11 protein-coding genes are annotated in these 12,525 nt (G+C 63.1%); 7 read left to right on the plus strand and 4 right to left on the minus strand.

Going from position 1 to position 12,525, the window contains the following annotated elements; genetic code table 11:
* Positions 1–80: 80 nt before the first annotated feature.
* Entirely contained in the window at positions 81–1,214 is a 1,134-nt protein-coding gene (locus tag ACTJK9_RS22985) for an MFS transporter (protein WP_440816501.1), read from the minus strand.
* Between the two features lie 97 nt (positions 1,215–1,311).
* Between ACTJK9_RS22985 and ACTJK9_RS22990 the strand changes: the two genes are divergently transcribed.
* From ACTJK9_RS22990 to ACTJK9_RS23000, 3 genes are all read left to right on the plus strand, one after another.
* Positions 1,312–2,076, plus strand: a complete 765-nt coding sequence (locus ACTJK9_RS22990; RefSeq protein ID WP_440816503.1) for an AraC family transcriptional regulator — start codon at positions 1,312–1,314, stop codon at positions 2,074–2,076.
* Between the two features lie 97 nt (positions 2,077–2,173).
* On the plus strand, positions 2,174–3,295 hold the full coding sequence (locus ACTJK9_RS22995; RefSeq protein WP_085748561.1) for an HlyD family secretion protein: 1,122 nt from the start codon (positions 2,174–2,176) through the stop codon (positions 3,293–3,295).
* Complete coding sequence (locus tag ACTJK9_RS23000; RefSeq protein ID WP_440816507.1) at positions 3,292–4,884, plus strand: DHA2 family efflux MFS transporter permease subunit; 1,593 nt, start codon at positions 3,292–3,294, stop codon at positions 4,882–4,884. Before ACTJK9_RS22995 ends, ACTJK9_RS23000 begins: the two co-directional genes overlap by 4 nt.
* A 4-nt stretch (positions 4,885–4,888) precedes the next feature.
* Here the strand turns inward: ACTJK9_RS23000 and ACTJK9_RS23005 are convergent, their stop codons facing one another.
* Positions 4,889–5,329 (minus strand): carboxymuconolactone decarboxylase family protein, encoded by a 441-nt coding sequence (locus tag ACTJK9_RS23005; RefSeq protein ID WP_064598013.1) that lies wholly within the window; start codon positions 5,327–5,329, stop codon positions 4,889–4,891.
* Positions 5,330–5,569: 240 nt separating this feature from the next.
* Here ACTJK9_RS23005 and ACTJK9_RS23010 point away from each other — a divergent pair, with 240 nt between their 5' ends.
* The 4 genes from ACTJK9_RS23010 to ACTJK9_RS23025 all read left to right on the plus strand — a co-directional run bounded on the left by ACTJK9_RS23010 (position 5,570) and on the right by ACTJK9_RS23025 (position 9,932).
* Positions 5,570–6,076 carry a sigma-70 family RNA polymerase sigma factor gene (locus ACTJK9_RS23010; RefSeq protein WP_085613166.1) on the plus strand — a complete coding sequence of 169 codons (507 nt, stop codon included), beginning with the start codon at positions 5,570–5,572 and terminating at the stop codon, positions 6,074–6,076.
* Positions 6,076–7,035: a FecR domain-containing protein gene (locus ACTJK9_RS23015; protein ID WP_440816511.1), complete on the plus strand. Its 960-nt coding sequence runs from the start codon at positions 6,076–6,078 to the stop codon at positions 7,033–7,035. The genes ACTJK9_RS23010 and ACTJK9_RS23015 overlap by 1 nt, the downstream gene beginning before the upstream one ends.
* A 99-nt stretch (positions 7,036–7,134) precedes the next feature.
* On the plus strand, positions 7,135–9,564 hold the full coding sequence (locus ACTJK9_RS23020) for a TonB-dependent siderophore receptor (RefSeq protein ID WP_440816513.1): 2,430 nt from the start codon (positions 7,135–7,137) through the stop codon (positions 9,562–9,564).
* Positions 9,565–9,641: 77 nt separating this feature from the next.
* Positions 9,642–9,932: a hypothetical protein gene (locus tag ACTJK9_RS23025; protein WP_039770290.1), complete on the plus strand. Its 291-nt coding sequence runs from the start codon at positions 9,642–9,644 to the stop codon at positions 9,930–9,932.
* A 60-nt stretch (positions 9,933–9,992) separates the two neighbouring features.
* Here ACTJK9_RS23025 and ACTJK9_RS23030 read toward each other — a convergent pair whose 3' ends face one another.
* Together ACTJK9_RS23030 and ACTJK9_RS23035 are read right to left on the minus strand one after the other, a co-directional pair.
* Positions 9,993–11,564, minus strand: coding sequence for a sensor domain-containing diguanylate cyclase (locus tag ACTJK9_RS23030; protein ID WP_440816516.1), 1,572 nt, complete (start codon positions 11,562–11,564; stop codon positions 9,993–9,995).
* A 187-nt stretch (positions 11,565–11,751) separates the two neighbouring features.
* A complete protein-coding gene (locus ACTJK9_RS23035) occupies positions 11,752–12,525 on the minus strand; it encodes an aldolase (RefSeq protein WP_440816518.1) in 774 nt (257 codons plus the stop codon).

Genomic DNA, 12,525 nt, shown 5'->3' on the forward strand with positions numbered 1-12,525 from the left:
TAATGCCACCCCATCAATTGCGGTGATAGTCAGAGCCTTCCTACACAAATGCAAGACGCTTCCTACGCTGCTTACATTTCTTAAACAAATGCCCTTTTAGCGCGGATCGCCAGCGATAACGCCAGCAAGTTGCAGATCATCAGGGTTTCCCCGAGAGCCTGAGACCAGGCTGCCAACATCAATCCTCCGCCGATCAACAGGTAGTAAAACAGTCCCAGCAAGGCGCCGGCGGTACCCAAACGATCCGTGTAATTGCTCAAGGCTGCTCCCAGAATGTTCGGAATCGCCATGCCGAACGCCAGTACCACCAGCAGCATCGGCAGCACGAACCAGACGTACGCCTGCAACAGCCACACGCCGAAGCCACCGAGCAAACCGGTGACGGCCGCAAGGCGAATCAACTGCAGCGGACTGCAACCGATTTGCAGCAAGCGTTTGTTGAACCATGCTCCAAACCCTGAGGCCAACGCGAGCATCACGCCGCTGTAGCCGAACGCTGAACTGCTCAGTCCAAGCCGCTCGAACAGAAACGGTCCGAGGCTGTAATAGCTGAACAACGCAACGTTGAACGTTGCGATCCACAAAGCCGAACGCCAGATGCCGGGATCGCGCAGCATATCGCCCATGGTTGCGAACAGACCGACGGGGGTCAGTTGTGGTGGACGGGTTTCCGGCAAGACGCGCCAACTCCAGAGCAACAAGGCCGACGCCAGTAGCAACAACGCAGCAAGCACGCCGCGATAACCAAAGCCCTGAACCAGCCTCGCGCCGCTGAACAGTCCGATGGCCGGGCTGGCCGCGAGCGCCATACCCACCAGAGAAAAGACCTGGGCCAGTTCGCTCCCGCGAAAACGATCGCGCAACAGTGTCTGGGTCACCACCGAGCCAATCGCAGCGCCGAATGCCGCCAGCGCCTGGGCCATCAACAAACCGTTGAAACTGCGAACGCTCAAACCAAGCACGCAGGCAAAAACATAAATCGCCAGACCGGTGAGCATCGAGGGCCGGCGGCCGATCCGGTCGCACACTCGTCCCCACGTCACCACACCCAACGCAAAAGCCAGGAAGTACACCGACAGGGTTTGCCCTGCCGCTTGCGGACCGACGCTGAATGCCCGGCCTATATCCCCCAGCGCCGGGCTGAACAAGGTCTGGGCGATCTGCGGGAACATCAGCAGTGCAATCGCCAACATCAACAACTTTCCAGGGTTCATCACCATGACTCCTCAACAAAAACGCCGAGGAGTTTAAAAAGTCGTGACTGCCGTATTATCCGAATCCTGACAATTTATCGTTGAAATCGGACAACCCATGGCCTGGCTCGAAGCCCACGATCGTTTTGACCCTGATCGCTTCCCGGCGCCGGTGATCGGCATCGCCTCTACCCTCGGCGATCACGACTCCGGCCTGCATCGGCATCAGCGCGGGCAACTGCTCTACACCCGACAGGGCTGCACGCGCATCACGCTGGCGCAGCAGTTGTGCCTGCTGCCGCCGTCGCGGGCGGCGTGGATTCCCGGTGGCGTCACGCATCGGGCGGTGATGCAGCAAAGCGTCGATTACCGCTCCCTCTACCTGACGCCCGAGTTGTGCTGTGAGCTGCCGCAACAGGTTTGCGTGATTGAGGTCAGCCCGTTGCTGCGCGCGGTGCTGGAACCGATGGCGATTGCCGATTTCGCCACCGATTGGCAACAAGGCAAATTCGCCCATCTGCTAGGGCTGTGTCTGAGTGAAATCCGTGACGCGGCGCAGCAACCGATGCTCCTGCCTCTGCCGCAAGACAAGCGTCTCGCCCCCCTGCTTGCACGCCCCGAGCAGCTGCCACCAGAACTGCAAGTGCTGGAGCAACAAATCGGCGCCAGCAGCCGCACCATCGGCCGGATCTTCCAGCGCGAAACCGGCATGAGCTATCAGCAATGGCGCCAACAGTGGCGGCTGATGCGCGCCATGGAATTGCTCGCCACTGGGCGCAACCTCGGCTACTGCGCGTTTGAACTGGGCTTCGCCAGCGACAGCGCATTCATTGCGTTCTTCAAATCCATGACCGGCAGCACACCCGGCGCCTGGCTCAAGTAAGCAACTGACGACCGGCGATAAAAATCAATTGCCACAAAATATTACTCGCGTCATATTACGGTCGTAATAGCCATTCCGCTTCTTCAGGTATTACGCCATGACCAGCATGCCCACCGTAGAACCCGATCTCGCCGTTCCGGTCAGCGCCCCCAAACCTCCTCTGCTCAAACGCCTGCTGTTGCCCACTGCGGGTTTGGCCGCGCTGGTGTTCGCCGGCCTGTATGCCGTGCATTGGTGGGGCACGGGGCGATTTCTCGAGGAGACCGACGATGCCTACATCGGCGGCGACGTCACGGTGATCGGACCGAAAGTCGCCGGTTACATCGAGGAAGTGCTGGTCAGCGACAACCAGAAGGTGAAGGCCGGCGACGTGCTGATCCGCCTCGATGCCCGCGACTACCGCGCCAATCTGGCCAAGGCCGAAGGCGCGGTCGCCGCTGAGGAAGCGCTGCTGGCTAACCTCGATGCCACCGAACAACTGCAGCAAGCGGTGATCGGTCAGGCCCGCGCCGGCATTGATGCCGCCAGCGCTGAAACCGCTCGTTCGCGGGATGACAACGCGCGCTACAAACGTCTGGTGACCACCAACGCAGTCTCGGTGGAAAGCGCGCAACGGGCCGACGCCACCTTCAAGACCGCGCAAGCCTTGAGCGCCAAAGCCCAGGCCGAACTGCTGGCCGCGCAACGCCAACTCACCGTGATCGAAACCCAGAAACAACAGGCTCGCGCCGCCCTCCAGCAAGCCCGGGCCGAACGTGATCTGGCGCAACTCAACCTCGGCTACACCGAACTGCGCGCCCCGGTCGACGGCGTGATCGGCAACCGCCGCGCGCGAGTCGGCGCTTATGCGCAGGCCGGTTCGCAGCAGTTGTCGGTGGTGCCGGCCAGCGGCCTGTGGGTCGATGCGAACTTCAAGGAAGACCAACTGGCGCGGATGAAACCTGGCCAGCGCGTGAGCATCCGCGCCGACGTATTGTCCGGCCAGGAATTCCACGGTCGCCTCGACAGCCTCGCCCCGGCCACCGGTTCGCAGTTCAGTGTGCTGCCGCCGGAAAACGCCACCGGCAACTTCACCAAAATCGTCCAGCGTGTACCGGTGCGGATCCTGCTCGACCCGGCCGACGGCGTGCTCGGCCACCTGCGTCCGGGCCTGTCGGTGACCGCTGAAGTCGACACCCGCGCCCAACCTGAAACCAACGCCGTGGCCAGCGCGCCATGAGCACCGCCCTCACCGCCTCCGCGCAGCCATTCAATGCCGCCGAGATGGCGACGGCGACCAAAGTGTTTGCCTTCGCCACGATGTGCATCGGCATGTTCATCGCGCTGCTGGACATCCAGATCGTCTCGGCCTCGCTGCGCGATATCGGCGGCGGGTTGTCCGCCGGCACCGATGAAACGGCATGGGTGCAGACCAGTTACCTGATCGCCGAGATCATCGTGATTCCGCTGTCGGGCTGGCTGTCGCGAGTGTTCTCCACGCGCTGGCTGTTCTGCGCCTCGGCGGTCGGCTTCACCCTCGCCAGCCTGCTCTGCGGCATCGCCTGGAACATCCAGAGCATGATCGCCTTTCGCGCGCTGCAAGGGTTTCTCGGTGGGTCGATGATTCCGCTGGTGTTTACCACCGCGTTCTTTTTCTTCACCGGCAAACAGCGGGTAATCGCCGCTGCCACCATCGGCGCCGTGGCTTCGCTGGCGCCAACATTAGGCCCAGTGATCGGCGGCTGGATCACCGACATTTCCTCCTGGCACTGGCTGTTCTACATCAATCTGGTGCCGGGGATTTTCGTCGCCGTGGCGGTGCCGATGCTGGTGAAGATCGACCAGCCGGAACTGTCGCTGCTCAAGGGCGCGGACTATTTGAGCATGGTGTTTCTGGCGCTGTTTCTCGGCTGCCTGGAATACACCCTCGAGGAAGGCCCGCGCTGGAACTGGTTCAGCGACCAGACCATCCTGACCACCGCATGGATCAGTGGCCTCGCGGGGCTGGCCTTCATCGGCCGCACGCTGCACGTGGCCAATCCGATCGTCGACCTGCGCGCCCTCAAGGATCGCAACTTCGCCCTTGGCTGCTTCTTTTCCTTTGTCACCGGGATCGGCCTGTTCGCGACGATTTACCTGACGCCGCTGTTTCTCGGCCGGGTGCGCGGGTACGGCGCGCTGGACATTGGTCTGGCGGTTTTCTCCACCGGGGTGTTCCAGATCATGGCGACTCCGCTGTACGCCTTTCTGGCCAATCGCATCGATCTGCGCTGGATCATGATGGCGGGCCTGGCGTTGTTCGCCTTGTCGATGTGGGAATTCAGTCCGATCACCCATGACTGGGGCGCCGGAGAATTGCTGCTGCCACAAGCCCTGCGCGGAATCGCCCAGCAACTGGCGGTGCCGCCGGCAGTAACGTTGACGTTGGGTGGCCTGGCACCGGCGCGGCTCAAGCATGCGTCGGGCCTGTTCAACCTGATGCGCAATCTGGGCGGTGCAATCGGAATTGCGGCGTGCGCGACCATTCTCAACGACCGCACCAACCTGCACTTCACCCGGTTGGCGGAGCATCTGAACAGCAGCAACGAAGCAGTGAATCAGTGGCTGACCCAGGTCGGCGGCAACTTTGCCGCACTGGGTCAGAGCGGCGATGTCGGCCTCACTGCCAGCCTGCGTCAGCTGTGGCTGCTGACCTACCGTGAAGCGCAGACGCAAACCTACGGCGACACGTTCCTGATGATCATGGTGTGCTTCGGCATCGCCACGGCGATGGTGCCCTTGATGCGCAAGGTGCAACCACCGGCCGCGCCGAGTGCCGATGCACATTGATCGATCAGGCCTGTGGGGTTTTACGGAAGCCCACGGCCAGACGGTTCCAGCTGTTGATGGTGCTGATCGCGACCGTCAGGTCGACCATTTCCTGGGGCGAGAACTGCGCAGCGACCACTTCGTAGTCTTCGTCCGGGGCGTGGGTCAGGCTCAGTTGGGTCAGGGTTTCGGTCCACAGCAGCGCGGCGCGTTCACGTTCGGTGAAAAACGGCGCTTCACGCCAGGCGGTCACGGCGAACAACCGGCGCGGGGTTTCGCCGCCCTTGATCGCGTCGGCGGTGTGCATGTCGATGCAGAACGCACAGCCATTGATCTGCGAAGCGCGCAGCTTGACCAGTTCGATCAGGTTTTTTTCCAGCGGCAATTTCGAGACGGCGGTTTCCAGGGCGATCATCGCTTTCAGGGCATCTGGGGACGCGGTGTAGAAATCGATACGAGGTTTCATGGCGACTCTCCGGGGCAAGTGAATGTGGGGCTACGTTAGTCCCGGCGTCCGGACCGGCAAATAGCCAATCTCCCGGAAGATGGGTAGGCCACTGCGCGGGTGTCAGAAAAGAAAGTGTGAAAGGACAATTGCCATCACTCGTTGCGCGCCACTAGAATGCGATCAATTCTTAATTGCACCCTAATCGCACTCTCGATTGCATCTCTGGCAACGGACGCCCGAAACGAGTACCTGCCCTCCATGTCGTCCCTCGATCAGCCGTTGAATCAGCAAGTCCAGACGCTCTACAGCGAACACCACGGGTGGCTGCAGGGCTGGCTGCAGCGCAAGTTGGGCAACCGCTGCGAGGCGGCCGATCTGGCGCACGATACCTTTTTGCGCCTGCTCACCCGGCAGGTGATCAAGCCGCTGGGCAACGAGCCCCGGGCACTGCTGACGCACATCGCCAAAGGCCTGATGATCGATCGCTGGCGGCGTCAGGACCTGGAGCGCGCGTACCTGGAAACCATCGCGCACCTGCCCGCCGCCGAAGTGCCGTCGCCGGAAACCCGCTACCTGATTCTGGAAACCCTGTGGCGCATCGAAGCGCTGCTGCGCGAACTGCCCGAGCAAACCCGCGAGACCTTCCTGCTGTCGCAGATCGAAGGCCTGACCTACGCGCAGATCGCCACGCGCCTGAATGTTTCGCTGATCACCGTCAAACGGCACATGCGTGCCGCGTTCATTGCCTGCCTGAGTGTCGCCTGATGAATTCGTCGATGATCAATCCGCAGATTCTCGGCGAAGCCGCCGACTGGCTGGTGCAACTGCATTCCGGCACCGCGACCCCGTCCGACCACCAGGCCATCGCCCAATGGCGCACCCGCAGCGCCGAGCACGCCATTGCCTGGCAACGGGCCGAAGCGTTGCTGGGGGACTTGCGCAGCGTGCCGGCCAACGTCGCGCTCCAGACCTTGAAACGCGCCTCCCGCAAGGAAGGCCTGAGCCGTCGCCAGACCCTCACCCGCCTCGGCTTGCTGTTGATGGCCGGACCGCTGGGCATCGCTTCGCAGCATGTGCCGTGGCAGCAATGGACCGCCGACCAGCGCACCGCCGTCGGCGAACAAAAGAACCTGCAATTGCCGGACGGCACCCAACTGGTGCTCAACACCGACAGCGCGGTGGACATCGCTTTCAGCCCGGTGGAGCGTCGCGTCCTGCTGCTCAACGGCGAAGTGCTGATCAACACCGCCGCAGATGCCAGCGCCCGTCCGTTCATTGTCGAAACCCCGCAAGGTGTGGCCCGCGCACTGGGCACGCGATTCTGCGTGCGCACCGAAGGTTCGCGCAGCCAGGTGTCGGTACTCGAAGGCCAGGTTCAGATCACCCCGCAACTGCTCAAGCAGAGTGCGATTCTTCAGGCGGGCGAGCGCCAGCGCTTCAAGCTCAACAGCTTCGACAGCGCCGAAACCTTCGACACCGCCTCCCTGGCCTGGGACAAAGGCATGCTGCTGGCCAGCAACATGCGCCTGGACGAATTGCTCGGCGAGCTGAGCCGCTATCGCCGGGGCGTGCTGCGCTGTCATCCGGACGTCGCGGCGATGCGCGTGTCCGGGGCGTTTTCCCTGCGCGACACCGACGCCAGCCTGCGTCTGCTCAGCGACACGTTGCCGCTGAACATCAACAGCCTGACCCGCTATTGGCTGTCGGTGGAACCGCGTGTCTGAGCCCTCGGAAAATATTTTCAATGTTCGCTGATACCTTTTCGCGACTCGTCCGGTGAGTGGATAGACCTTCCGATTCCACGCCCCCGACAGGAACACCGAATGACCGCAATGCCATCGCCCCGTCCCGCCACGTTTGCGCTCAAGGCCCTGAACCTGAGCCTGGCCCTGGCCTTCAGCGCGCTGCTGCCGAGCGCCGCCCACGCCGCCGACAGCGTCAGTGAAAGCGCCAGCCGCAGCGTCAACATCGGCCCCGGCCTGCTCAGCCATGTGCTGGCGCAATTTGCGGTCAGCGTCGGCGTGCCGCTGTCGTTCGACCCGGCGCAACTGGGCAATCGCCAGAGCCCGGGCCTGCAAGGCAGTTACACCGCGCAGAGCGGTTTTGCGCGGTTGCTGGAAGGCAGCGGTTTCGAGCTGATCAGCACTGGCCACAACGGTTACACCGTGGCTCCGAAAGTCGCGGCGGAAGGCGCGCTGGAACTGGGCGCCACCAACGTCAGCGCCCTGCGCGACGACAGCGGTGATACCTACGGCGGCGAACAGGTCGCGCGCCGCGCGCAGATCGGCATGCTCGGCAACCAGGAGGTCAACGACCTGCCCTTCAGCGTCACCAGCTACACCGCCAAGACCATGGCCGACCAACAGGCCCAGACCGTCGGCGATGTGTTACTCAACGATGCTTCGGTGCGCCAGTCCAATGGCTTCGGCAACTTCTCGCAGATGTTCATGATCCGCGGCCTGCCGCTGGCCTCCGATGACATTTCCTATAACGGCCTCTATGGCGTGCTGCCCCGGCAGATCATTGCCGTCGAAGCGCTGGACCGGGTCGAACTGTTCAAGGGCCCGAATGCATTCGTCAACGGCGTGACCCCGAGCGGCAGCGGCATCGGTGGCGGGATCAACCTGCAACCCAAACGTGCGATGGACACGCCGACCCGCAGTGTCACCCTCGATTACAGCGCCGACGGTCGGGTCGGCGGCCATCTGGATCTGGGCCAGCGCTTTGGCGAGGACAACCGCTTCGGCGCGCGGATCAACCTGATGCAGCGCGAAGGCGACACCGCCGTCGATGACGAAGACCAGCGCTCGTCGCTGTTCAGCGTCGGCCTGGACTATCGCGGCGATCGCCTGCGGGTCTCGACCGATTTCGGCTATCAGAAGCAGGTCATCAACCAGGGCCGCTCGGTGGTCTATGTCGATTCGAGCCTGACCAAAGCCCCCAAGGTGCCGCACGCCAACGCCAGCTATGCCCAGAGCTGGAGCTATTCGCAACTCGAAGACACCTTCGGCATGGCCCGCGCCGAATATGACCTGAACGACAACTGGACGGCCTACGTCTCCGGCGGCGCCAAGCACACTCGCGAGAACGGGGTTTACTCGTCGCTGACCGTCACCGACCTCAACGGCAGCGCCCGTGGCGGCATGCTCTATTCGCCCCACGACGAGGACAACCAGAGCGCCATGGCCGGGCTCAACGGCCGTTTCGACACCGGCCCCGTCACGCACCAGTTGAACCTCGGCTGGGCGGGCATCTGGGGCGAGCAGCGCTCGGCGTTCGAAACCATCGGCACCGCCGGACGCTACAGCACCAACCTGTACAACGTCACCGACAAGCCGCGCCCGGCGCCCACCTCGTTCGCCAGCGACATCAATGACCCGCGCATCACCGGCAAGAACACCCTGCGCAGCGAGGCGATTTCCGACACCCTCGGCTTCATCGATGACCGCATCCTGCTGACCCTCGGCGTGCGTCGCCAGGCACTGAAAGTCGATGGCTGGAGCACCGCCACCGGCGCCCGCACCTCCAGTTATGAAGAGTCGATCACCACCCCGGTCTACGGCCTGGTGATCAAGCCGTGGGAGCATGTGTCGTTCTATGCCAACCGCATCGAAGGCCTGGCCAAGGGCCCGACGCCGCCGACCACCGCGATCAACCGCGACGAAACCTTCGCCCCGGTGCGCAGCAAACAGATCGAGGCCGGCGTGCGGCTGGACATGGGCAGCTACGGCGCCAACCTCGGCGTCTATCGCATCGAGCAACCGTCGAGCTACACCCAGGACGGGATCTTCCGGGTCGACGGCCAGCAGACCAACAAAGGCGTGGAACTCAACGTCTATGGCGAACCGCTCGACGGCCTGCGCCTGCTCAGCGGCGCAACCGTGATGAAAACTGAACTGGAAGGCAGCAGCAACGGCGTGAATGACGGCAATCGCGCCGTTGGGGTGCCGCGCTTCCAGTTCAACCTCGGCGCTGACTGGGACATTCCGGGTCTCGAAGGTGCCGCACTCAGCGCGCGCATGCTGCGCACCGGCGGCCAGTACCTGAACGCGGCGAATACTCAAAGCATTCCGGCGTGGAACCGCTTCGATCTCGGCTCGCGCTACGCCTTCAAACTGGATGAAAAGCAGATCACCCTGCGCGCCAATCTGGAGAACGTCGCCAACGAAGCTTACTGGGCCTCGGCCAACGGCGGTTACCTGACCCAGGGCACACCGCGCACGCTGAAGGTGTCGGCCACCGTGGACTTCTGACCGCTCGTCATCCGGCCGGCACCAAGGGTTCGGCGCGTTTGACCAATATCAGGTAATCCCCTTTCCGGAGACAGACCATGATGACGCGCAAACTCACCTCGCTGTTGTTGATCGGCCTGCTGGCCACAGGCTCAGCCGCGACATTCGCCGCCAACGACGGCGCCGATGCCACGGGCACCAAATCCGGCTCCACCAATGGCTCGCCCATGCCACCGGACAATACGCCGGGCTCGCCGTCCGGCGGCAGCGGCGCGGGGGGCGGCACCGGCACCAACGGCGGTGCCAGCGGTTCAGGCTCGGGAGCAGGAGGTGGCACTGGTTCGGCCGGTGGCGGCACGGGCGGTGCCGGCGGTGGCACTGGCGGCTGAACGAACAAGAGCAGGCCGTGGTGAACGCCATGGCCTGTGTCTGAACCCTATCGTTTTTTGTCAGCGATCCGAACGTAGCAATTCGCCGAAACTGACGTCCATCGACAACACGGCCGCGCGATTGCGGCCGGCGTTTTTGGCCTGATACAGCGCCGCATCGGCGCGCTGGATGAACAGCTCAGGGCTGTCGTTGCCCAGTGGAATAAACGAGTAGCAGCCCAGGCTCACCGTCAGATAACCGGTGGGCGAGCCGCTGTGGGTGATGTGTTTGTCCATGACGCTGCGGCGGATCTGCCCGGCAATCGCCAGCGCGCCGTTGATGTCGGTGTCCGGCAGCAACACCGCGAACTCTTCCCCGCCATAGCGCACCGCCAGATCGGATTTGCGCTGGCAGCAGTTCTTCACCACCTGCGCGACCTGCGTCAGGCAATGGTCGCCGGCCACGTGGCCGTAGGCATCGTTGTAGCTTTTGAAGAAATCGATATCGAGCATGATCAGGCTCACCGGGCTCGACTGCCGCGCGCCCCGGGCAAACTCCACCTCCAGCGAGCGCTCGAACAGACGCCGGTTGGCCAGCCCGGTCAGGCTGTCATGGGTGGCGATCTGCTCCAGCGTCCGCTGGGCCTTGCGCAGGTTTTTCTCGATCCGCTCACCATCGCGCACCTGATGAATGAACACCCAGCCGAACAGCCCCACGCCGAGCATCACCAGCGCCACGATGACGCTGGACTGGAACGCCCGGTCATACCAGCCCTGGAGGATCGTGTCCCGGGACGAAGACGCCGCGACCACCAACGGGTAGCTTTCCAGCTGCCGGTAACCATAAAGACGGGTGACACCGTCGACCACCGAATCGATCATCGCGGTGCCGGCGGCTGCATTGGGCAGCAACTTCTGGTAGATCTCGCCCTTGGCCAGCGAGGTGCCGATCAGGCTCTCGTCGAAAGGCCGCCGGGCGAGCAAGGTGCCGTCGGTCAGGCCGAGGAACATGGTGCCGTTGTCGTCCAGGCTGAAGCTTTTGAAGAACCGGTCGAAGTAGGACATCTTGATCCCGGCCAGCAATACGCCCTGAAAATTGCCGGCGTGGTCGTTGACCCGTTTCGAGATCGGGATGATCCACTCGCCGTTCTCACGGCTGCGGATCGCCGGGCCGATGTGCGCCACGGCCGAGACGTTCTGCTGGTGAAACTTGAAGTACTCGCGATCGGCCACGCCATGGCCGCGCGGCAGATCCGCGAACGAGGTAATCACCCACTGCCCTTCGCGGTCGAACAGGAACATGCCGTGCAACTGCTCCAGTTGCTGCACCCGCCGCGCGAGGGTTTTCTGCAAACGCGGCTTCTGCTCCGCGCCATAGCCATCGTCCTGAACCCAGTCGACCAGGCTGGTCAGCACCAGATCCGCTGCCAGAAAAGTGTCTTCAGCCTGCTGCGCCATGGCCCGGGTCAGGTTGGCCGACGACACCTGCGCGTTGGCCAGATCCTGGCGCCGCGACTGTTCGATCTGCAAATACAACAGGCCGGACAGGCTCAGACACACAGCCACGATGAACAACACCGCCGCCTTGCGCAGGGGCAAACGCTTGAGGGTGCCGCCGGGGGCCTGGTGCGGATCGTGAATGGGGATAGGCAAAAGCGTGTCCTGGGCAGGTACGACAGGGGCAAAAGCCCGAAACCCTTGTTTTTGTGAGCGTAGCCCAACGGGTTGTGTGGGGCAACCAAGTGCCACCGAGACAATCCCGACCCTTTTGCTATCGGCGCGCAGGGCAATTGGATGACCTGCGACGCGAATTATTTTTGCCTGCCCGTTTTCCTCGCTTTTACCCCCGACTCGCCAACCGCCGCATTGCACTGTGCAGATGCGCCCGCGCACTTTCCGGATCGCCCTCGCGCATCTGCTCGTAAGCCCGTTGCGCAACCGCGTGCGGCACCGGTTTCAACTCCCGTTGCGTGGCCATCGCCAGCAGTTGCACCTGCGCGGCACGCTCCAGGTAATACAGATCGTCCCAGGCTTCGGCGATGGTCGGCGCCGCGACAATCACTCCGTGGTTCTTCAGGAACAGAATGTCGGCCTCGCCCATCACCTCGGCAATCCGGTCGCCTTCACGCTCATCCAGCGCCAGCCCGTTGTAATGCTCGTCCACCGCCGTGCGCCCGTAGAACTTCAGCGCGGTCTGACTCAGCCACAACAGCGGCGGCCCCTCCAGCAGGCACAACGCTGTCGCGTTCGGCATGTGCGTATGGAACGCGACCTTCACCCGAGGCAGCCACTGGTGCAGGCGCGCGTGAATATAGAAAGCAGTCGCTTCCGGCTGACCCTCGCCGTCCACCACGTTGCCGGCGAAGTCGCAGACCAGCAGGTTATGCGCCGTCACTTCGGAAAACGCATAGCCGTACGGATTGACCAGAAACAGGTCATCGTGCCCCGGCAACATCGCCGAAAAATGATTGCAGATCCCCTCCTCCAGCCCGTGCAGCGCCGCCAGTTGAAAGCACGCCGCCAGCTCGTGGCGGGCGGTGAGGATGGCTTCACTGTCGAGGTTCAACGAACCGCAACGCGCAGCTCGGGCGCTGCCGGACAGGGTATGGGCCAT

Origin of the sequence: Pseudomonas sp. 22082, assembly GCF_052046055.1 — a bacterium.
In the GTDB taxonomy this organism is placed as follows: domain Bacteria; phylum Pseudomonadota; class Gammaproteobacteria; order Pseudomonadales; family Pseudomonadaceae; genus Aquipseudomonas; species Aquipseudomonas pharyngis.